This window comes from Achromobacter sp. NCFB-sbj8-Ac1-l, from assembly GCF_052695805.1.
Window position 1 is genome coordinate 5920455 of sequence record NZ_CP199812.1, and the last position, 21593, is coordinate 5942047.

Sequence of the window (21593 nt, forward strand, 5' to 3'; positions counted from 1 at the left end):
TGCTCTTGAGCGTCAACCGGCCTGAGATTTGGCCGCTCGGAATAGCTCGGGTCTTGCCCAAATGGCGACAGCGCCTGCGAGCGTCGTGGGCAACCACAACGCCAGGTGCACAATGACTGCATAACTGCCTGCTTGCGCGGCAGTTCCGCCCACCAGCGAGATCGCGGTGAAGGCGGCGAGATGGAACGGCCCGACATAGCCGGGGGAGGATGGCACCAGCGTCGACAGGGTTGCGACTGCCATGACGAGCAATGCCACCACGGGCGAACCCTCGACGCCCGCGCCCAGCAGGACGAAATAGAACAGTCCCGCCTCACCCACCCAGACCAGCATCGATACCGCCAACATGGACAGCAGCAGGCGCGGACGCGACATGACATTGAAACCATGCAACAAGCCTGCCAGCATGCCGCACACGGCAGCGCGCTTGGCCGTGCCCTGTTCGCGGGCCCGGTCGGCCATACGGTCAAGCAGCCGTCCCAAGGCGCCGCTGAAGAAGAACCCGAGCGCCAGGACCACCCCGCCCGCGATCGCCAGCGACACGGCCGACGCCTTGAGCGCCTCCGGAATGGCGATCGCCCGGATGGCGAACAGGCCGATCGCCAGGCTGGCGAGCAAGGTCATGAGGTCAACCAGCCGCTCGACGATCAGGCTGCTCGTCGCGATGGTCTTGGTGATACCCATCGAGCGGGGAAAAACCAACGCACGCACGACGTCGCCCAGCCGCAGCGGCAAGACGTTGTTCAAGGCGATGGACCCCAGGAATGGCGCACAGCAGTTACTGAAGGTGATATTGGTGCCGGCCGCCCTCAACATCATGGACCAGCGGACAATACGCAGGGCATATCCGGCCGCCAGCGACGCAATGCCTAGCGCCAGGTAGGCCCAATGGAAATGCGCCAACGCATCCAGCACATCAGAAATGTTCACCTGCCGCAAGAAAACGACCAGGCACAGAACCGTTACGCCTGCGCCTGCCATGTGCTTGAACCATCGCGCCGCCCCCTGACGCGACGCTGCTGTCATGCCTCGGCCCACGTACGCCACGGCGCTTTGCCGGTTGCCCACAACGCTTCCAGTTCGCGCTTGTCGCGCAACGTATCGCAGGGCTGCCAGAAGCCCGTGTGATGAAACGCTGACAATTGGCCGTCCTTGGCCAGGTTCGACAACGGCGCACGTTCCCAGGAAATCTCGTCTCCCGCGATGTACGGAATGACTCCGGGTTCCAGCACGAAGAATCCACCGTTGATCCAGCCGATCTCGTCGCTCGGCTTCTCCTCGAAACTCAAGACCTGGTCCTGGGCGTCAATATTGAGCACACCAAAACGTCCAGGCGGCTGCACAGCCGCCACCGTGGCCAACTTGCCGTGCTTGCGGTGGAATTCCAGCTCGGCGGAAACATCAATATCCGACAACCCGTCGCCATACGTCAGACAGAACGTCTCGTTGCCGAGATAAGGCGCAACGCGCTTCAGGCGGCCGCCCGTCATCGTATCTGCACCGGTATCGACAAGCGTGATCTGCCAGTCTTCCGCCTGGCTGTCTAATATCTGGTGATCACCGGTCTTGAGATTGATCGTCATATTGGACATATGACGATAATAGTTGAAGAAGAATTCCTTGATCACGTAGCCCTTGTAGCCGAGGCAGATCACGAAATCCTTCACGCCATGGCGCGCATAGGTCTTCATGATGTGCCAGAGCAACGGCTTGCCGCCGATCTCTATCATCGGCTTCGGCTTCGTATCGGACTCTTCGGCAATGCGAGTGCCCAGTCCGCCAGCAAGAATGACTGCTTTCATAACATTCCTATTCAGAGTTTCAACTCGGAAGAATCAATATTCACACTTTGCTCGACAATCGCAACGGGATCAGCACGCATGACCAGATAGATACGCAGAAGATATTCCCCAATGATGCCCAGCAGAAATGAATTGAGGCCGATACCAAACAGGACCAATATGTGAATACTTGCCAGACCGGGCGGCAATTCGGGATGCAGAATCTTCAACGTCACGTAGTACAGCGCACCCACAACGCTGGCCGCCAGGATGATCGCCCCCAGGAATGACGCCGCCCGCAACGGCACCGTGGAGTGATTGAACACCGCCGTCAGCCCAAGCCGGATCAGGCGGGATACGTTGAATTTGCTTTCCCCCACTGTCCGCGCATCGCGATCATAGGGAATGCCGATCTGATTGAATCCCAGTCCGGCGATCATGCCGCGCAGATACGGGTTGGCCGTCCTGATCTGGCATAGGGACCGGATGACCTTCCGGTCGATCAAGCGGAAATCGCCAACGTCCCGGGGAATGGGATGCTCGCTGATCCGGTCGATCACCCAATAGCCGAACTTCCGGAACGCCTGCAGGACCCCGCTTTCCGGCCGCTTCTTACGTATGCCGTAGACAACCTGGTAGCCCTGCTTCCATTGCTCGAAAAAGGCCTCGAGCATCTCCGGCGGATCCTGCAGGTCAGCATCGATCTGCATGACGGCATCGCCACGCGTATGCATGTAGTTCGCGAGGATGGAACGCTGGAAGCCGAAATTCTTCGAAAAACGGATTGCTCTCACGCGCGGGTCGGTCTTGGCCAGCGCGGTCAACATAGCCCAGGATTCGTCGTCGGAATGATTATCCGAGAACACGAATTCCAGGTCGCAGCGGTCGCGCATGACATCGGCCAGCGCGCACAGCCGGCGATAAAGAGCGTCGATATTACCGGCTTCGTTCAAGACGGGAATCGAGATGGAAATCAACGGCTTGTTCTGTTCACTCATGCTTGGGTCTCTCGGCCGGAATAGCAATCCTGCATATATTTGGCGATAGCCGGCAGTGTTTCCCGAAAAGCACCAGGGTCCAGCAATCCGGTGGGCGGCAGGATCATCTGGTAGTTTTCCTCGGGCGGCTCGGCCAGGGCGCCCACGCAAAGCAGATCGTCCCTGCCGAACGCGCCGAACACACTTTCCGCCACCGCGCGCAAACTGACGGGCTTGCCGTGGCTCACATTCAACACGCCCGTCACCGAAGACTCCGCGATCTTGCGGACCGCGCCGGCCTCGTCATCCAGATGGTGGTATTCACGCAACTGGCGGCCCGATGTCATCTTGAACGGTCGATCTTCCCGCAACGCGGCAAGCATCTGCCCCAGGAACATGAAGGGACTGGGCATGCCTGCCCCAAAGAGCGTGTGGATCTGCAGATGCGCCGCCGGCGCGCCAGCGTCCACAGCCTCGGCAACGTACGTGGCCAATGCCGTCTTGCTCTGTATGTAGGGATTTTTCGAGCGCAGCAGGCTCTCCATCACCGTGCCGAAAGTGATCACCCTGGCACCGATCGCAGCCGCGCCGTCAATCACATTCCTGGGCAGGTGATAATTGACGCCCAGCAATTCCTCTTGTGGCAACGCCGGATCCAGTAACCCGGATGCGACGTAGATGGTCGCCTCTTGCGCACCTGCAAGCCCCTCGAAATAGCGGGTGACGTCGCCCGCCACCCCCGGCCGGGACCACGCCTGATACACAGCCCGATCCAAAGACTGCACGTCCTGGCCGGCATATTCGCGCACGATGGCATGGCCCAGACGGCCTCGCGCTCCAATCACATAGCGCATCATTGCAGCGCGGCACGCCAGGCGTTGATCTGCGCCACGGTGATGGCCCGGGCGGCCACCGGGTCGGCGTAGTAGTCGCGGTACCAGGCAGCGGTCTCGCGGACCACCTGCTCGGCATCCCACGCCGGCACCCAATCCAATTGATTGCGCGCCAACGAGCTGTCCAGGGCCAACGCCTGCGCTTCGGGCAGCGGATTATCCATATAGTCCAGCTGCGGCCGTTTCCAGTTTTGGCTCATCAGTTCGAGAACATCGCGTACCGAGTACTGCCGGGCGTCGTGCGGCCCCAGGTTCCAGGCCTTGGCCACCCGCCCCGGATCTTCGGATGCGAGTCCCGCAAGGATGACCAGGTAGCCGTGCACCAACGCCAGCACGTGCTGCCACGGCCGCGTCGCATCGGGATAGCGCAGGACCAGGGAACCATCATTCACCACGGCTCGGACGAAATCCGGAATCAGGCGATCTTCGGACCAGTCTCCGCCGCCGATGATGTTGCCGCCGCGGGCGGTTGCGATGGCCGGCCCTTGACCGTCTTGCCAGGGGTAGGAAGCCGCGTAGCTCTGGATGACCATTTCTGCGGAGGCCTTCGAGGCGCTGTAGGGGTCCTTGCCGCCCAGCGGATCGTTTTCACGATAGGGCCACGGCCACTCGTTGTTCTTGTAGACCTTGTCGGTCGTGATGCAAAGCACGCCCTTGACCGATTTGACGGTGCGCGCGGCCTCAAGCACATGCGCGGTGCCCTGGGCGTTCACCAGAAACGTCCTGACCGGTTCCCGGTACGACTTGCGCACCAGAGGCTGGGCGGCCAGATGCAGAATCAGATCAGGCTGAAATGCGTCGATCGCGGCGTGCAGACCGTCATAGTCGCAAATGTCGCCGAACGTGGAGGGCATGTCGGCCGCGAGGCCGATCGCGTCGAACAATGAGGGCTGAGTGTCCGGCGGCAGTGAATACCCTGCAACTTGCGCACCAATGGCTTTCAGCCAAAGGCATGCCCAGCCACCGGTAAAGCCTGTATGACCGGTTACGAAAATCTTTCGGCCAGCCACCAAATTCTCGAATTGCCGCACTTGAGCCATATTCCGTGTCCTATCTTCGGCCCGATTCCCAGGCTAGCCGTATTCGCGCCAAATGACGCTTTTTTGGGCAAACCGTACATTCTAGTATGGTTAACGATAGGTCGAAATATAACCACAGCCCCCGTTGGATCCAATCCGACCATGATCACCCTGCGCTTATTGCGGACGATTGCTATTTACAGCACCGATCCGATCCGAGGATGCTCAAGACCCCGGCAACGCCACGCCCATCGCTGCGAACAATCCCCCGCACACCTTGTTGAACCGCCGTCCGCAGCGTTCAAGCCACGGGCGCACGCGGTGTGCCAGGCGGGCCAGCACGTACTCGACCACGAATTCGATCACCGCGAAGGTCGCGGCCATGATCACGAATTGCGCAAACAGGCTGCGCGCCGGGTCGATGAACTGCGGCAGGAAGGCGCCGTAGAACAGCAAGGCCTTGGGATTCGAGATGGCCGACAGGAAACCCTGGCTGAACATGCGCGTGCCGCGCAGGCGCGGCATGTCGGGCGCCGGGCGCAGTTGCACCGCCGGCGCGCGCCACAATTGGATGCCCAGCCAGATCAGGTAGGCGCCGCCGGCCCACTTCAGCACCGTGAGCGCCGGCCCCCAGGCCTTGAGCAGCGCGCTGATACCAAGCATCGACAAGGCGATGAGCAGGATGAAGCCGACCGCGCCGCCGGCAATGGTGCACAGGGCCTTGCGATGGCCATGCAGGGCGCCATGGGTCAGCGCAAGCAGGGTGTTGGGGCCGGGCGTGACGGACAGGCCGGTGACGGCAACCAGATAGATGAGCCAGCTATGCAAGGCCATGGCGCGAGATACGAGAATCACGGGAAGCGGCCAGTCTAACGCTGCCCCGGCGGGCGGGCAATCTGCCGATCCACGCCGACCCAATTGCGTGCTGCCCGTGCGCTACCTTCTTGCGCCTGCCAAAGCACCCGCCGCTGACGCCCTTCCCGCCCATCCGCAGCCCGCCCCTACCCCCCGTACGTATAAGCCGTCTTCACGGTGGTGTAGAACTCCGCCGCGTACCGACCTTGCTCTCGTGCCCCATACGACGAATCCTTGCGGCCGCCGAAAGGCGCGTGATGGTCCACCCCCGCTGTCGCCAGGTTCACCATGACCATGCCGGCTTCGGCGTGGCGCTTGAAATGCGTCACGTGCTTGAGGCTGGTGCTGCAGATGCCCGCAGACAGGCCGAAAGGCGTGTCGTTGCTGAGCGCCAGCGCCTCGTCGTAGTCACGCACGCGCGTCACGGTGGCGACGGGTCCGAAGATCTCCTCGCGCGCAATCCGCATGCCCGCCGTCACGCCGGTGAACAGCGCCGGACTGAGGTAGTGGCCCCGGGTGTCACGCGTCAATACCTCGCCGCCGCAGACCAGCTCGGCCCCTTCGCGGCCGCCGATGGCGATGTACTCCAGGTCTTGCGCCAGCTGGCGCTCGTCCACCACCGGGCCGATGTCGGTGCCGGCCTTGAGCGCATGATCGACCTTGAGCTGCGCCAGGCGTGCCTTGACCGCGGCAACGAACGCATCATGGATGCCGTCGGTGACGATCAGACGCGACGACGCGGTGCAGCGCTGGCCGGTCGAAAAGAAAGCGCCATTGACGGCGCATTCGGCGGCAGTGGCCAGGTCGGCGTCATCCAGCACCACCAGCGGGTTCTTGCCGCCCATTTCCAGCTGGAACTTCTTCATATGCGGGCCGCCCACGCAGCCGGCGGCCACCTTGCGGCCGGTGTCGACCGAGCCGGTGAAGGAGATGGCGCGCAGCTTGGGGCTGTCGATCAGCGCCTGGCCGATGCGCGAACCGGGCCCCATGACCAGGTTGAACACGCCGGCCGGAACGCCGGCCTGGACAATGATCTCGGCCAGCGCATACGCCGATCCGGGCACCAAGTCGGCGGGCTTGAAGACCACGGTGTTGCCGTACGCCAGGGCGGGCGCGATTTTCCAGGCGGGAATGGCCAGCGGAAAATTCCATGGCGCGATGATGCCGATCGGCCCCAGTGGTTCGCGCGTGACGTCGACGTCCACACCGGGACGCGTCTGCGGCAGCTTCTCGCCAGCCAGGCGCAGCGCTTCGCCGGCAAAGAACAGGAATATCTGGCCCGCGCGGCCGGCCTCTCCAATAGCCTCGGGCAGGGTCTTGCCTTCTTCACGCGCCAGCAGGCGACCCAGTTCTTCCTTGCGCGCCAGGATCTGGTCGCCGATGCGCTTGAGGAGGTCGTGGCGCTGCTGGCCGGTCGTGCGCGACCAGGCCGAAAAGGCCGCGTCGGCCGCATCGATGGCCAGCGCGGCCTGGACCTCGGAGGCCCGGGCATACTCACCGATGACATCGTCCAGGTCGGACGGGTTGCGGTTCACGGCGTATTCGTCGGCGGCGGTCCACTCGCCGGCGATGTAATTGGGGTAGCGGTTCATCATCAGGCTCCAGGAAAGGGGCGCCGATCGCGGCGCCCCGACGTTCAGGTATCGGAAAAAGCGGCTCAGTCGTCCAGTTCCTGCCCACTGCGGTCGCGTGTCAGACCGACGGCGATCAAAGACACCACGCCGCAGCCGATCAGGAACACGCCCACCGGCACATAGCTGCCGCCGTAATGCGCCACCAGCGCGGTGGCGATCAGCGGCATCGGCCCGCCCACCAGCGCGGCGCCGATCTGGTAACCCAGCGACATGCCGGTGTAGCGCACCGCGGCGGGAAAGGCCTCGGCCAGCAGCGTGCCGATCATGGCGCCGTACGACGACCAGATCAGCGTGAAGCCCACGCCGATGGCCAGGATGGCGGCAGCAACGGAGTGCTGGTTCAGCAGCCAGAAGTACGGCATGACCCAGACAATGAACGCGACCGTGCCGAACATGAACACCTTGCGCCGTCCGATGCGGTCGGACAGCCGGCCAAAGAACAGCATCACCGGAAATGCCAGCAAGGCACAGACCAGCACGATGTTGAGCACCTGCGCCTGCGGATAGCCCAGGCCGATCATGTAGGCGACCGAGAAGGTGGCATACAGGAAGAACGTGGACGTTTCGATGACCTTGGCGCCCACCGCGATCAGCACTTCGCGCCAGTGATAGCGCAGCGTCTGCGCCAGCGGCACCTTGGCTGCGGCGTGCGTAGCCAGGATCTTCTTGAACGAGGGGGTTTCATCGACGCGGTTGCGCAGCCACATGCCCAGCACGACCAGCACGATCGAGGCCACGAACGGAATGCGCCACCCATAGGCCAGGAAGGCCTCCTGCGGCATCGACGACGCCAGCGCCGACGTGATGATGTTGCCCAGCGCCAGGCCCAGCACCGCGCCCGTCTGCGGCACGGCGCCGTACAGGCCGCGCTTCTCTCGCGGCGAATACTCCACCGCCAGCAGCACGCCGCCGCCCCACTCGCCGCCCAGCGCCAGGCCCTGCATCAGGCGCAGCACCGTCAGCAGCACCGGCGCCCAGACGCCGATCTGGTCGTAAGTAGGCAAGAGGCCCATGAACACCGTCGACAGACCCATCATCGACAGCGTGACGGCCAGCGTCTTCTTGCGGCCGATGCGGTCGCCGATGTGCGAAAAGATGATGCCGCCCAGCGGCCGCACCAGGAAGGCCAGCGCAAACGAAGCCAGCGCCAGCAGCTGGCTGGTCAGCGCATCGGTGGTGGGAAAGAACAGCTTGGCGAACACGATGGACGACATCGTGCCGTACAGAAAATAGTCGTACCACTCGATGGTGCTGCCCACTGCGCTGCCGAACAGCGCGCGGCGTCGGTCCTGGCCGGTGATCTGCCGTTCCTTGGGCAGATAGCCCGCGACTGCGTCGAGATTGCTCATGTCTCCTCCAATTGAATTCTGTTTTTTTATGGGCCCGCGGCGCGGGCCTGGCGCTACATCGATTCGGCCAGCATGCGCAGGTAGTCGTCGGCGCTGGCGTCGCGCGGATTGGTGCGGTGGCTGTGGTCAGCCAGCGCGCCGGCCACGATGCGGGGGAACAGGTCTTCGGTCACGCCCAGCGCGGCCAGTCCCTGGGGCAAGCCCAGCGCGCGCGACTTGTCCTGGAGCGCCTGTTCCAGCGCGTCCCCGCCGGCCAGGTCCATGGCCTGCGCCAGGCGCGCCATCTTGTCGTCGGCGATCACGCTGGCGGCTGTGCGGTTCAAGCGCAGCACGGCCGGCAGGAAGATCGCGTTCAGCGTGCCGTGGTGCAACCGCGGGTTGATGCCGCCCAGCGAGTGGCTCAGGCTATGCACGCAGCCCAACCCTTTCTGAAAGGCCAGCGCGCCTTGCAGCGATGCACTCATCATGTTGATGCGCGCCTCGACATTGCCGGGTTCGCGGGTGGCGGTCTCGATATGGCGCCAGGCCCGGCGCAGACCGTCCAGCGCGATGCCCTCGGCCGGCGGATTGAAGGCCGGCGACAAAAAGGTTTCGATGCAGTGCGCGATGGCGTCCATGCCGGTCGCAGCGGTCAACCCGGCGGGCAGGCCGAACGTCAGTTCCGGGTCGCAGATCGCGGCGCGCGGTACGACATAAGGCGACAGGATGCCGACTTTGCGGCCGTCGTCCAGGATCAGGATCGCGCCCCGGCCGACTTCGCTGCCGGTGCCGGCGGTGGTCGGCACGGCGATCACCGGCGCGGTCGCCGCAGTGATGTTCTGCAGGCCGCCCTCGATCAGCGCGAAGCTGCGCAGCGGCCCCGGATGGCGCGCACAGACCGCCGTGCCCTTGGCCAGGTCGATGGGGGAGCCGCCCCCCACGGCGATGATGCCGTCGCAATCGCCCGCCGCGAAGGCGGCCACGCTGTCACGCACCGCCGCCTCGTTGGGGTTGGATGGCGTGCCGTCGTACACCGGCGCATCCGGCTGGCCCAGTGCGGCCAGCACCTTGTCGACGATGCCGCTGGCGCGCACGCCGCGGTCGGTCACGATCAACGGCCGGCGGATACCCACCCGGGCGCATTCTTCCCGCAACGTGGACAACACGCCCGGCCCGAACTGGATCTGCGTGACATAAGCGATGAGCGACATGCTTTCCCCTCGTGGTTCATAACAACGCCTCATACCAAGGCAACGAGGAAAATTTTACGTAGCGCAAAGAACACGAGATACTGACAATATTCCATAGCGCTATAACTTTTAATCAAGTCAAATGGTCCCCACGCTGAACTCCGTCATGTCCCGGCTGCACGCCAAGCAACTGCGCCTGCTGGTCGCGCTGGAAGAACAAGGGTCCCTCCTGGGCGCGGCCGAAAAAGTCGGCCTGACGCAGCCCGGCGCCAGCAAGGCGTTGAAGGAACTGGAGACCACGTTCGGCGCGGAACTGTTCACCCGCACCAATCGCGGACTGATGCCGACCGCGGCCGGACGCAGCGCGGCGCGTTGCGCCCGCCTCATCCAGGCCGACCTGGAACACCTGCGGTTTGAACTGAATGCCATCGCCCGCGGCGTCGGCGGACGCCTGCTGGTGGGCAGCATCATGGGCGCCGTGCCGCTGCTGATGGACGCGGTGTCGGCGCTGCTGGCCGCGCAGCCGGACATGTCGGTGGAAGTGGTGGAAGACACCAGCGAAACCCTGCTGGCCATGATCGACAGCGGCCGCCTGGATGCCGCCTTGTGCCGCACCACCGTCAGCGGCACGCCGCAGCTCTATCAGTCGCTCCATGTGAAAGAAGAGTCGCTGGCCGTGATCGCCAACGTGGCGCACCCGTTACTGGGCGCGGCGCCGCTGTCGCTGGCCGACCTGGCCGACAGCCGCTGGGTGGTGTATCGCGCCAACATGCCCATGCGGCGCCTGCTGGAACGCGAATTCCACGAGGCCGGCCTGCCGTTTCCGCTGCACCTGGTCGAAACCACATCGGTGCTGGCCACGTTGTCGCTCCTGCACCGCAACGCCACGTTCGTGGCCCTGGTGTCGGTGGACGTAGCCAACTATTGCGCCAGCCACGGCATGGTGGGCGTGCTGCCGCTACCCTTGCGCTCGCGCAGCGAACCTTATGAGCTGGTGTTTCGCAAGGGCGCGCCCCGCACCCCGGCCATGGAAGCGCTGGCGCAGGAACTGGGGGCCCGCGAAGCGGCGTGAACGTCCGCAGCCTGTCGACATGGACGGCTGCGCTCTTTGAGCGCCGGCGTCAGGCTGCGGGGACAACGCGCGCCGCCGGACGACCCGTTACGCGTCCGACTGCCCCACCGGCACCGTCAGGCCGTACTTCACCCGGTTCATCACCACCAGCGTGGAAAACCGCTTCACGTTGGGATTGCCCCAGAAGTGGCGCTGGGCGAAGGCGTCGTATTCGGCCATGTCGCGCACGGTGACGTTGACCACGAAATCGACTTCGCCGGTCACCGACAGGCACTGCATGATCTCGGGGGCGTTCTGCATGGCCCGCTTGAAGTGGTCGAGCTTGTCCGCGCGCTCGCTTTCCAGGGACACCAGCACCACCATCATGATGCCCCGCCCCACCGCGGCCGGATCCACCACCGACACATCGCCCAGCACCGCGCCCGATTCACGCAGCCGCTTCATGCGGCGCAGGCACGATACCGGCGACAGGTTCACGCGTTCGGCCACTTCCTGGCTGGTGCGCTGGTTGTCTTCCTGCAGGCTCTGCAGGATCTGAAGGTCGAAATCGTCTAGTTCCATGAGGGGTCTCGAACGGCGGCAGTCCAGGCGGGGCGGGCCTGTGGAAGGATTCTAATCGGGCGCCTCCCTGACCTGCCCCCAAATTTGACGGGAAACTTCATTTCCGACCCGCCGGCTGCAGGAAATAATCAGCCGGCTTGCTTACACTGGGAACCCTCTGGTCGACCTCGCGGCCAGGCGCAGCCCGATTCCCATGCCGTCACTCCAGCTTTTCCTGCTTTTCCTGGCCGCCGACGCGGCGCTCAAACTCACCCCGGGGCCGGACATGGCACTGACGCTGTCGCGAGGCATGACCCAGGGCTTCCGGCCCGCCTTCCACAGCGTGCTGGGCAATGTAGCCGCCGGGTTCATCCAGGTGCCGGCCGTGGTGCTGGGGCTGGCCTCGGTGCTGCAAGCGTTTCCCACGCTGTTCCTGGCCATCAAGGCGGCGGGCGGGCTGTACCTGGGCTACCTGGGCATCAAGGCCATGCTGCGCTGCGCCCGCGACGCCGACGTGTCGCTCACCGCGCGCCCTGGCGACGCCCGCGATGCGTTCTGGCAAGGCTTCATGACCAATCTGCTGAACCCGAAGGTACTGCTCTTCATGATCGCCTTCCTGCCGCAGTTCACCACGCCGGACAACGGACCCGTCTGGATCCAGATGCTGGTCCTGGGCGTGACGATGAAGGCGCTGAGCCTGCCGTATGGCAGTTGCTTTGCCTACGGTGCGTCGCGCATCCGCGGCTGGGTGGGACGCAACCCGTGGTTCCTGCGCATGCAGCAGGGCCTGCTGGGCGCCATCATGCTGGGCCTGGCACTGTATGTGCTCCACTCCACCGCCGTGACGTTGAATCCCTGATGTCGATCTTCCGCCCCTTTCCTGACGCAGCACCATGACCGCCGCCACGATCACCCCCGGACACAACGCGTCCGCTTCCACCCTGATGCCGACGCTGTCGCTGATCGCTGCGATGGCGTCGCTGTGCGTGGGCACCTCGTTCGCCAAGTCGCTGTTTCCCGAGGTGGGCGCGCAAGGCACCACCGCGTACCGCATCGTCATCGGCTCCATCATCCTGCTGGCGTTCTGGCGCCCCTGGCGGTTTCCGCTGACGCGCGTCAATGCCGCCAAGATCGCCCTGTACGGCGTGACGCTGGCATGCATGAACCTGCTGTTCTACCTGGCGCTGCGGACCCTGCCGCTGGGCGTGGCCATCGCCATCGAATTCACCGGGCCGCTGACGCTGGCCGTCGTGCTGTCGCGCCGCGCCATCGACTTCGTCTGGATTGCCTGCGCGCTGGCCGGGCTGGTGCTGCTGATTCCCACCGGCCAATCCGTGCACGACCTGGACCCGGCCGGCATCGGCTTCGCGCTGGCCGCCGCCGTCTGCTGGGCGCTGTACATCATCTTCGGCAAGATGGCGGGCAATGTGCACGGCGGCCAGGCGACGTCGCTGGGCTTGCTGGCTGCCACCATGGTGGCGTTGCCGGTGGGCGCGGCGCATGCCGGCATGGCGCTGCTGGACCCCAAGCTGATCCTGGCCGGCATCGGCGTCGGCATCCTGTCGAGCGCCCTGCCCTATTCGCTGGAAATGGTGGCGCTGCGGCGCCTGCCGCAAAAGACGTTCGGCGTGCTGCTCAGCATGGAACCCGCGATGGGCGCGCTGGCCGGCGTGATCGTGCTGAACGAACACCTGTCCAGCACGCAATGGCTGGCGATCTGCGGCATCATCATCGCCTCGGCCGGCTGCGCGGCCACTGCCCGCCGCCAGAACCGCGCTGCCGCCGCGGGCTGAATCCACAGCGGGCGGCCCGGGCAATCGCCCGGGCCCGACCCGCGTCAATCCACCGAAATATGCTTCTGCCGGATCACCGCGCCCCAATTGGTGTATTCGCGGTGGGCATAGTCGAAGAACGCGTCGGGCGTGCTGCCCATGGGCTCCATGCCTTGCAGCTTCAACTGCTTGATCACGTCCGGTGACTGCAACGCCGCCACGATGGCCTGGCTGAGCTTGTCCACCACCGCCTTGGGCGTGCGCGGCGGCGCCACCACGCCTTGCCAGGCGGTGGCCTCCAGCGGCGGACCGCCGGCTTCGCCGAAGGTCGGCACGTCCGGCAACTGCTCCGACCGCTGAATCGCCGGCACCGCAATGGCGCGCAGCTTGCCTGCCTGGATCAGCGGCCGCGCCGCAGCCAGGTCGGCCATCATCAGCGGCACGACGCCCGACGCCACGTCCTGCAAGGCCGGCGGCGTGCCCTTGTACGGAATGGCGGTGGCCTGCCCGCCGAACAGGGACAGGAACAATTCCATCGCCAGGTGGTGCGGGCTGCCCACGCCCAATGACGCGTAGCTGGCCTGCTTGCCGCCTTTCAGGTACGCCATCACCTCGGGCAGGTTGTCCAGGTCGGACGCGGGCGAGGCCACCAGCACGATGGGTAGCGCCACCAGCGTCGAGACGGGCTTGAGATCTTTCCAGGGGTCGTACGGCAACTGCTTGTACAACCAGGGGTTCAGCGCCAGCGTGCTCATGCCCGCGGTCATCAGCGTGTAGCCGTCGGGCGCGGCACGGGCCGTTTCCTGGGCCGCCACGATGGTGGCGGCGCCGGGGCGGTTTTCCACCACCACGGGCTGGCCCAGCGTCTGGCTGACGTGGCGCGCCACGATGCGGGTGGCCAGGTCGCTGCCGCCGCCGGCGCTGAAGGGCACCAGCCAGCGGATGGGATGGTCAGGGTATTCCGCGGCCGCGGGGCCGGCGCCCGTGGCCAGCGCCAAGGCGGCCGCGATTCCCAGCGTGCGGCGGATGAAGCCTCGTCTGGACATGGGGTTGTCTCCTGATGTTCTTTATTTAGTTAACACATTAATTATATTTCGACGCAGCAAGCGCCTGACATCCGGAAAGACCATTACACGGGGGCATCGGGTCAATTCAGGCGCGCGCCGCGGCCAGCCAGCGCAGCCCGGCGGACGTACCGGCAGCGGGGCGGTATTCGCAGCCGATCCAGCCGTTGTATTCCAGCTCGCGCAGCACCGAGAAGATCCAGCCGTAGTCCAGTTCGCCGCGGTCCGGCTCCTGGCGCAGCGGCACGCCGGCGATCTGCACGTGGCCCACCCGCCCGGTGGGCAGGTATTGGCGCAGCTTGGCGGTGACGTCGCCTTCGACGATCTGGCAGTGGTAGAGGTCCATCTGCACTTTCAGGTTGGGCGCATTGACGGCCTGCACGACCTGATGCGCCTCGTCCTGCCGGTTCAGGAAATAGCCGGGAATATCGCGGGTGTTGATGGGTTCGATCAGCAGGGTCACACCGACCGAGCGTGCCTGGCGGGCAGCCCAGTCCAGGTTCTCGCGGTAGCAATCCAGCAAGGCGCCGCGCTCGGCGCCCTCGGGCGCCAGGCCCGCCATGACATGGACCTGGGCGCAGGCCAGTGCGGTGGCATAGCCCAGCGCTTGTTCGATGCCGGCGCGGAATTCGTCTTGCCGGCCCGGCAACGCAGCCAGGCCGCGTTCACCGCGCGAGGCCACGCCGGGCGGGGCGTTGAACAGCACTTGCGACACGCCGGCGGCGTCCATGCGCTCGCGCACGAACGCGGCGGGCGCCTCGTAGGGGAACATGCATTCCACGCCCGCGTAGCCATCCGCGGCGGCGGCCGCATAGCGGTCCAGGAAGGCGTGTTCCGTGTACATCATCGACAGGTTGGCGGCGAATTTCAGCATGGCGGTTTCCGTGACGGGCGGCATGCCTGGAAATTAGCACACCTGCCCGCCCCGGCGGCCCCTGCCGCGCGCCTGTCCGCCCTGCGCGCCCGAACCGGCAGCGCAGGGCTCGGCCCGAACTCAGTACGTCAGGCGCACGCCCAGCATCACGCTGCGGCCCGGCAGCGGCGCCACCGACGAGATGAACGATGCGTGGTTGTAGGCCAGCTTGTTCAACAGGTTGGTGCCACGCAGGTAGACCTCGTAGCCCGTCGCGGCGTAGCGCCCGCGGTAGGCGACCACGGCGTTGACCAGGTTGTAGCCCGGCGTGCTGTTCTCGTACGACGCGATGTCCTTCTGCGAGAACACGCGTGCGTACTCGATGCCGCCCGACCACTGCTGCCACTTCACATTGCCACGCACCCCGGCGCGCGCCGCCGGAATGCGCGGCAGGTTGCCGTCACCGCCCGTCAGCTTGCCGCGCACGTAGTCGCCGAACACCGCGGCCGAGAACACCGGCGTGAACTGGTGCCGGACCTCGCCTTCGACGCCGGTGAATTCCGCATCGCGCTGGGTGTATTCGATCAGGCGGAAATCCTCGTAGCGGTCCAGCGTGTCGGCGTAGATGTAGTTCTTGACGCGGTTGTGGAACACGCTGGCCGAGAACGTCGTGTCGCCCGCATGCTTGCGCAGGGTCAGGTCGATGTTGTGCGACGTTTCCCGGCCCAGGCCGGCATTGCCCAGTTCGTAGGTGTTGGTGGCCAGGTGCACGCCATCCGCATACAGTTCCTGCGCGGTCGGCAGGCGCTGCGAGCGCGACAGGGACAGGGCCACCGAGTACTGCGGCGCGAAGTCCCAGATGGCGGCGGCCGACAGCGAGGTGCCCGACAGGCTGCTGCGCGAGGCGCCGCCCGACGGGGAAATCCGCTGCCAGTCCTGGCGGGCGCCGACCTCGAAGCGCCAGTCACTCAGCTGGTATTCCTCGAGCACGAACAGGCCGTTCGAACGCGTGCGGCTGCGCGGCAGGAAGGCTTCTTCACCGTCGGCGCGAAAGTCGCTGTAGGCATTCTGCAGGCCGATCACGCCGCGCCAGCCTGCGATGGGCTTGTGCTGCAACTCCACGCGCAGGTCATAGCCCTTGTTCTTGAAGCGCGTGCCGACCTGGCCGCCTTCGATTTCCTCATGCTGGTAATCGGTCAGGCCGCCACGCAAGCGGATTTTCTCGAAACCGGCAAAGGGGTCCTGGTATTCGGCGCGCAGGTCCAGGCGGTCGCTGCGCAGCTTCACGTAGGGCACGCCGCCATGCTCATGGTCATGGTCGTGGCCCGCTTCTTCGTCGCCGTGATCATGATCATGCCCGCCGCAGTGCAGATGCGTGCCGTGCGGGTGGCAGCCTTCGTATTCGTGGTTGTGGCCAGGCAGGCCGTACTTGCTTTCCAGGTGCGTGAACGCCAGGCCGACGTAGCCGCGCGGCGTGATCCAGGACAGGCCAACCGAGCCCTGGGTGGATTCGCTGTACGAGCCGGCCAGCTTGCCGCCAGGCCAGTCCGGCACGTCGTAGTCGCTGGTGCGGCGCTTCATGCCTTCCACCCGCACCGCGAACTGGCCTTCGCCGGCGGTGATGCCGATGGCACCCGCGCGTTCTTTGGTGCCGGTGGCGCCGCGCAGTTCGCCTTCCATTTCCACGCCCTTTTCCGGCACGGCCGTGGGGATTTTCTTGTCCACCACATTGACCACGCCGCCAATCGCACCGCCCCCATACAGCAAGGTGGCCGGGCCGCGCAGCACCTCGATGCGCTCGGCCAGCAGCGGTTCGACGGTCACCGCATGGTCCGGCGAAATGCCGGAGGCATCCATTACTTCGGACCCATCGGACAGCACCTTCACGCGCGGCGCCGTCTGGCCGCGAATCACAGGACGGCTGGCGCCGCCGCCAAAGGTGTCGCTGTTGACGCCCGGCAGGCTCTTGAGCGATTCGCCCAGGGTGCCGGCACGGCGCTCGATCAACGCGTCGCCTTCCAGCACGGAAGCCGGCAAGGTGGTGCTGTTCAAGTCCAGCCCCAGCGGATTGGCCGACACCGTGATGGGCGCCAGGGTCTTGGTGCGGGTGGGGTCCGCTTCGGTTTCGGCCTGCGCCATCGGCGCGGCCAGCATCAGCGAACACATCAGGGGTTTGAGCGCGCTTTTGCGGCCGGCTCGTCGCCCCGTGGCCTTGCCGCCTCCTCGCTTGCCGTCTGCTCGCGCCATCCCCAGCGTTTTGCTTTTCATCGTCACTCTCTTAGATGTTATATCATTACAAATAGCTGAAGGATGATATAACATTCTGAAAGTAAATCAAGCCGATCCGCGGAGGATCGGCCGATGCGACGTCAGGCCGTCATGCCTTCAGGCACCCGTGCCTTCCAGCCCGGACAACGCTTGCAGCACCGCCACGCGGCTTTGCCCCAGCACGGCGCCATGCCAGTCCGGCGCGTCGCAGTAAAAGGCGTCCAGCGTGGCCCGCAGAATCGCATCGCGCCGTGCGGCATCCGCATCGGGATGCGCGCGCAGCCAGTTGCGTCCGCGCAGCGCATCCACCACGTCTTCGGACGGCAGCGTGCCGAATTCCAGCGCCATCAGCGTCGGCACCGAGGCCGGGCAGGCGTTGTAGATCAGGCCCGCCAGATGGCCGGTGATGTCCACCGACGCGGACGTGCCCAGGTAAGGAACCGCGATGTCGGCCCCCCACCAGCGGCGGGCGCGCGCGACTTCGGCTTCGTCACGACGCCCTGCGTAGATCTTTTCGCCATGTCCGCGCGGCCCCAGGCCGGTATGCACGTCGATCCAGCCGATCTGGGCATAGCGGGCAGCATGCTCGGTCAGGATGCGTCGCAGGTTCAGCAGCGACGCGGCGGGACGATCGCCGCCATAGAACAGGCCGTCGGGGTGCGTATATTGCCCCCGGGTCACCGCCTGCTTGAGAGCGGGCATGCCGTGTTGAGCGACATAGGCGGCGATCTGCGCGCGGTTGGCTGGCGTGGGCGGCCATTGCTCGGGAAGCAGCAAGTCATGGATCTGCGCGTAGCCGGGATTGGCGGGCAGGGCTTGCGCACCGAACGGCTGCGCATTGCGGTTCAGGTCGACGTTGCCCTCGTCGGTGCGGGCAATCCAGGAAAAGCCATGCGGATTTACCGCGTGCACCAGCAGCAGCGCCACGCCGGCCTGGCGGGCCCGCGCCAGCATGTCGGCGTCATCCAGCAGCGCGAGCTGGCAGCCCGAGCCGCAAAAACCTTCCACCCCGTGCGTGGCGGATGTCATGATCAGCAGCCGCTGCGCGTCCGGGTCGCCGATCAGCGCCACGTCGGTCGCCAGGGCCTCGCCCTCGGAGCCCTTGGGGTCGATGGCGTAGGACGTGAAGTGCGCCGCCAGCGGCCGGGCGGCGGCCGTGAAGCGTTCGCGTGCCTGGGCGTAGCTGCGGGAAAAATAAGGGGTTGCGGATTGCATCACGTCTCCTAGTTGTCGATGTCGTCACCGGTGCGGTCGCGTATCCAGAACAGCACCACCGTGGAAATCGCCACCGCCACCATCAGGTACCAGGCGGGGGCCATGGGGTTGCCGGTCACGTGCAGCAGCCAGGTCACGAAGAACTGGGCAAAGCCGCCGAACACGGAGATACCCAGTCCGTACACGACCGACATGCCGGTGGTGCGCACGGATTTCGGAAACAGCTCGGGCAGCATGGTGATGCCTGGCGCGGACTGCAATGCCAGCAGCACCGACAACAGCGCCACCACCGTCATCAGCCGCGCGCTGCCGGGTTCGGCCACCAGCCATTGAAAGCATGGCAGCAAGACCGCCACCGTCACCACCCTCGACCAGAAGATAACCCGCTTGCGCCCGACGCGGTCGGCCAGCATGCCGACCAGCGGTGCGCAGAAAAAGCCCACAGCCCCCACCACCACGCTGGCCGACAGCGTGGACGTGGCGGGCAGGCCCAGCTCGCGGTGGGCATAGGCCGGCATGTAGAAGCCGATGATCTGCGCGCACACCATGCCGCCGATCATCAGCAGGATGCCCTTGGCCACTTCAGCCTTGTGTTCGGCGAAGATACGGCGCAGCGGCTGATGGGCGGTGGCACGGGGCCGGTCCGGCTCGTCCTGGGGGGTCAGCGTCTCTTCCAGGTTGCGGCGAATGTAAGCGCCCACCGGCACGGTCAGGATGCCGATCACGAACGGCAGGCGCCAGCCCCAGGCCTGCATCTGCTCGGCCGTCAGCGCGGCCGTCAACCCGCCCACCACCAGCGCGCCCAGCGCCACGCCCAGCGACTGGCTGCCGAACTGCCAGCTGGAATAGAAGCCGCGCCGCGAGGCCGGCGCGTGCTCGACCAGCAGCGTGGTCGACGCGCCCACCTCGCCGCCCGCGGCGAAACCCTGGATCAGCCGCGCCAGCACCATCATGACCGGACCCGCCAGGCCCATCTGCGCATACGTCGGGGCGGCGGCGATCAGCGCACAACCCAGCCCCATCAGCCACAGGGTCAGCGTCATGGCGGCGCGGCGACCATGACGATCGGCGTAGGAACCGATCAGCATGCCGCCCACCGGGCGCATCAGGAAGCCCACGCCGAACGTGGCCGTGGTCAACAGCAACTGGCCGTAGCTGGAGGCCGCTGGAAAGAACAGCGGCCCGATCACCAGCATCAGGAAGGTGAAGACGGTGAAGTCGAAGAACTCGAGTGCATTGCCGATGGTGGTGCCGGCAATGACGCGCCGGCGCATGGACGGCGTGTGCAGGCTGGGCGCACGGGCGCCGGCTGCGATGGCGATAGACATGTTTTCCCCTTGATGTCCGATCCTTGGCCGCCGGCCCCTGTATCGGGCGCCGTGCGGTGCTAGTGAATATACGGATGGCCCTTGAAACGCGAAAGACAGTATTTTTGGCGCAGCGATGCCTTTTTCTTATACCCTCTGCCGGACGGTAGCCCCCAATGAACCTGCGCCAGTTACGCGCCTTCGTGCTGATCGCCGAACACCGCAGCATCCGCGCCGCCGCCCGCGCCCTGTGCGTCACCCAACCGGCCGCCACGCGCAGCCTGCGCGAACTGGAACAAAGCCTGGGGGCCGAGCTGGTGCGGCGCAGCGCCAAGGGGGTGGAACTCACCCCCTATGGCCAGGCCCTGCACAAGCGCGCCGTGCTGATCCTGCAGGAAGCCCGGCGGGCGCAGGAAGACATCGACCAGATGCGCGACGGCGAAGGCGGCACGCTGAACCTGGCCATCAGTTCGTCGGCGCTGACGGTGCTGCCCGCCGCGCTGGCCGCGTTTCGCGCCCGCATGCCGCGGGTGGCGGTCGCGTTCCATGAGGTCGCGGCGCCCTACAGCCATGAACAGCTGGACGCCGGCCGCTACGACCTGGTGGTGCAGACCGAATACGACGGCGACATCTACGACGGCTTTGCACGCACCACCCTGTTCACCTTGCCGCTGGTGGTGGGCGCCCGGGCAGACCACCCGCTGCGCCACGCGACCGACCTGGCCGAGCTGCGCGACCTGCTGTGGCTGATGCCGGGCAATACGCAGGCGCCCACCAACCTGCTGCACCTGGCCTACGCGTCGCGCGGGCTGCCCACGCCGACGGACGTGATTCCGTGCCAGTCGATCGCCATCGCGCTGGCGATCCTGGCGCAAAGCGATGCGGTGGGGTTCTTCGTGCGCAATGGCTTTCATCGCGAGCTGGTGCCACACCCCTTGTGCGTGATGCCGCTGGCGCATCCGCTGCCGGCCGCGCGGGTATCGATCCTGACGCGAGCCGAATCGTCGCCGACGCCGGCGGCGCAGTGTTTCATCGATTGCCTGAACGCGGCGCGCGCGGCCGCTTGACGCTGCGAGGTATCATGCAAAGTCCTTCCCAGCCGCCCCCCTCCATGGCGTTTCCCCGACTGCACACGCCCCCCACGCTGACCGACACCGTCGCCAAGCAACTGCGCGCCGAAATCGACGAAGGCCGCGTGCTGCCCGGTGAAAAGCTACCCACCGAGACTCGCCTGGCCGAACAGTTCGGCGTCAGCCGCACCGTGATCCGCGAGGCCGTGTCGCGCCTGCGCCAGGATGGCATCGTCGAGGCGCGCCAGGGCAGCGGCGTGTTCGTCACGGCGCAGGGCGGCAACCGCGCGCTGCGCATCGATGCCACCGAGCTGTCGTCACTGGACGCGGTGCTGCACATCGTGGACCTGCGCCGCGCGCTGGAAACCGAGATCGCGGCCCAGGCCGCCGCGCAGCGCAGCAAACGCGACCTGACCGCCATCGACAACGCGCTGGCGGCCATTTCGCAGGCCGTCGAGCGCGGCGGTGACGGCGTCAAGGAAGACGTCGCCTTCCATCGCAGCATTGCCCGCGCCACCGGCAACCCGTACTTCCTCACGACGCTGGCGTTCGTCAGCCAGTTCCTGGAAGCCGCCACCCGCGTCACGCGCGGCAACGAAGCGCGCCATGCGGACCTGATGCGCGCCGTGCTGCAGGAACACCAGGCCATCACCGAAGCCATTCGCCGGCAAGACGTCGAAGGCGCACGCGAGGCGGCGCGCATCCATATGGTCAACGCCGCCAAGCGGCTGCGGCAAGCGCACCGCTAGCCGTTC

20 protein-coding genes are annotated in these 21593 nt (G+C 65.8%); 5 read left to right on the top strand and 15 right to left on the bottom strand.

Annotation, left to right across the window (positions count from 1 at the left end; all coding sequences use genetic code 11):
* Nucleotides 1-12: 12 nt before the first annotated feature.
* From ACUDP5_RS27165 to ACUDP5_RS27205, 9 genes are all read right to left on the bottom strand, one after another.
* On the bottom strand, nucleotides 13-1026 hold the full coding sequence (locus tag ACUDP5_RS27165) for a lysylphosphatidylglycerol synthase transmembrane domain-containing protein (protein WP_445657713.1): 1014 nt from the start codon (nucleotides 1024-1026) through the stop codon (nucleotides 13-15).
* Nucleotides 1023-1802, bottom strand: a complete 780-nt coding sequence (rfbF, locus tag ACUDP5_RS27170; RefSeq protein WP_445657714.1) for a glucose-1-phosphate cytidylyltransferase — start codon at nucleotides 1800-1802, stop codon at nucleotides 1023-1025. Before rfbF ends, ACUDP5_RS27165 begins: the two co-directional genes overlap by 4 nt.
* An 11-nt stretch (nucleotides 1803-1813) precedes the next feature.
* Entirely contained in the window at nucleotides 1814-2779 is a 966-nt protein-coding gene (locus ACUDP5_RS27175) for a glycosyltransferase family 2 protein (RefSeq protein WP_445657715.1), read from the bottom strand.
* On the bottom strand, nucleotides 2776-3615 hold the full coding sequence (locus tag ACUDP5_RS27180) for an NAD-dependent epimerase/dehydratase family protein (RefSeq protein ID WP_445657716.1): 840 nt from the start codon (nucleotides 3613-3615) through the stop codon (nucleotides 2776-2778). The genes ACUDP5_RS27175 and ACUDP5_RS27180 overlap by 4 nt, the downstream gene beginning before the upstream one ends.
* Nucleotides 3612-4691, bottom strand: a complete 1080-nt coding sequence (gene rfbG, locus ACUDP5_RS27185; RefSeq protein WP_445657717.1) for a CDP-glucose 4,6-dehydratase — start codon at nucleotides 4689-4691, stop codon at nucleotides 3612-3614. Before rfbG ends, ACUDP5_RS27180 begins: the two co-directional genes overlap by 4 nt.
* A 204-nt stretch (nucleotides 4692-4895) precedes the next feature.
* Nucleotides 4896-5504, bottom strand: coding sequence for a LysE family translocator (locus ACUDP5_RS27190; RefSeq protein WP_445659217.1), 609 nt, complete (start codon nucleotides 5502-5504; stop codon nucleotides 4896-4898).
* Between the two features lie 167 nt (nucleotides 5505-5671).
* Nucleotides 5672-7117 carry an aldehyde dehydrogenase family protein gene (locus tag ACUDP5_RS27195; protein ID WP_445659218.1) on the bottom strand — a complete coding sequence of 482 codons (1446 nt, stop codon included), beginning with the start codon at nucleotides 7115-7117 and terminating at the stop codon, nucleotides 5672-5674.
* Between the two features lie 65 nt (nucleotides 7118-7182).
* On the bottom strand, nucleotides 7183-8508 hold the full coding sequence (locus ACUDP5_RS27200; RefSeq protein WP_445657718.1) for an MFS transporter: 1326 nt from the start codon (nucleotides 8506-8508) through the stop codon (nucleotides 7183-7185).
* Nucleotides 8509-8561: 53 nt separating this feature from the next.
* Nucleotides 8562-9698, bottom strand: coding sequence for an iron-containing alcohol dehydrogenase (locus tag ACUDP5_RS27205; RefSeq protein WP_263915171.1), 1137 nt, complete (start codon nucleotides 9696-9698; stop codon nucleotides 8562-8564).
* 145 nt (nucleotides 9699-9843) lie between these two features.
* On the opposite strand from ACUDP5_RS27205, the gene ACUDP5_RS27210 reads away from it, so the two are divergent.
* Nucleotides 9844-10749, top strand: a complete 906-nt coding sequence (locus ACUDP5_RS27210) for a LysR family transcriptional regulator (protein WP_263915170.1) — start codon at nucleotides 9844-9846, stop codon at nucleotides 10747-10749.
* Between the two features lie 87 nt (nucleotides 10750-10836).
* Here the strand turns inward: ACUDP5_RS27210 and ACUDP5_RS27215 are convergent, their stop codons facing one another.
* Nucleotides 10837-11310, bottom strand: coding sequence for an Lrp/AsnC family transcriptional regulator (locus ACUDP5_RS27215; RefSeq protein ID WP_263915169.1), 474 nt, complete (start codon nucleotides 11308-11310; stop codon nucleotides 10837-10839).
* Between the two features lie 193 nt (nucleotides 11311-11503).
* On the opposite strand from ACUDP5_RS27215, the gene ACUDP5_RS27220 reads away from it, so the two are divergent.
* Nucleotides 11504-12148 (top strand): LysE family translocator, encoded by a 645-nt coding sequence (locus ACUDP5_RS27220; protein WP_263915168.1) that lies wholly within the window; start codon nucleotides 11504-11506, stop codon nucleotides 12146-12148.
* Nucleotides 12149-12182: 34 nt separating this feature from the next.
* A complete protein-coding gene (locus ACUDP5_RS27225) occupies nucleotides 12183-13082 on the top strand; it encodes an EamA family transporter (protein ID WP_445657719.1) in 900 nt (299 codons plus the stop codon).
* Nucleotides 13083-13126: 44 nt separating this feature from the next.
* On the opposite strand, the gene ACUDP5_RS27230 is transcribed toward ACUDP5_RS27225, so the two are convergent.
* The 5 genes from ACUDP5_RS27230 to ACUDP5_RS27250 form a co-directional block, all read right to left on the bottom strand.
* Complete coding sequence (locus ACUDP5_RS27230; RefSeq protein WP_263915166.1) at nucleotides 13127-14107, bottom strand: Bug family tripartite tricarboxylate transporter substrate binding protein; 981 nt, start codon at nucleotides 14105-14107, stop codon at nucleotides 13127-13129.
* A gap of 106 nt (nucleotides 14108-14213) precedes the next feature.
* Nucleotides 14214-14999 carry a 2-oxo-tetronate isomerase gene (gene otnI / locus ACUDP5_RS27235; protein ID WP_263915165.1) on the bottom strand — a complete coding sequence of 262 codons (786 nt, stop codon included), beginning with the start codon at nucleotides 14997-14999 and terminating at the stop codon, nucleotides 14214-14216.
* 120 nt (nucleotides 15000-15119) lie between these two features.
* Nucleotides 15120-17132 carry a TonB-dependent receptor domain-containing protein gene (locus ACUDP5_RS27240; RefSeq protein WP_445659219.1) on the bottom strand — a complete coding sequence of 671 codons (2013 nt, stop codon included), beginning with the start codon at nucleotides 17130-17132 and terminating at the stop codon, nucleotides 15120-15122.
* Between the two features lie 231 nt (nucleotides 17133-17363).
* Complete coding sequence (locus tag ACUDP5_RS27245) at nucleotides 17364-18461, bottom strand: M14 family metallopeptidase (RefSeq protein WP_445657720.1); 1098 nt, start codon at nucleotides 18459-18461, stop codon at nucleotides 17364-17366.
* An 8-nt stretch (nucleotides 18462-18469) separates the two neighbouring features.
* Nucleotides 18470-19789, bottom strand: a complete 1320-nt coding sequence (locus ACUDP5_RS27250) for an MFS transporter (RefSeq protein ID WP_445657721.1) — start codon at nucleotides 19787-19789, stop codon at nucleotides 18470-18472.
* 155 nt (nucleotides 19790-19944) lie between these two features.
* Between ACUDP5_RS27250 and ACUDP5_RS27255 the strand changes: the two genes are divergently transcribed.
* Both ACUDP5_RS27255 and ACUDP5_RS27260 read left to right on the top strand, forming a co-directional pair.
* Nucleotides 19945-20835 (top strand): LysR substrate-binding domain-containing protein, encoded by an 891-nt coding sequence (locus tag ACUDP5_RS27255; protein ID WP_445657722.1) that lies wholly within the window; start codon nucleotides 19945-19947, stop codon nucleotides 20833-20835.
* Nucleotides 20836-20879: 44 nt separating this feature from the next.
* On the top strand, nucleotides 20880-21587 hold the full coding sequence (locus ACUDP5_RS27260) for a FadR/GntR family transcriptional regulator (protein ID WP_263915161.1): 708 nt from the start codon (nucleotides 20880-20882) through the stop codon (nucleotides 21585-21587).
* Nucleotides 21588-21593 lie beyond the last annotated feature (6 nt).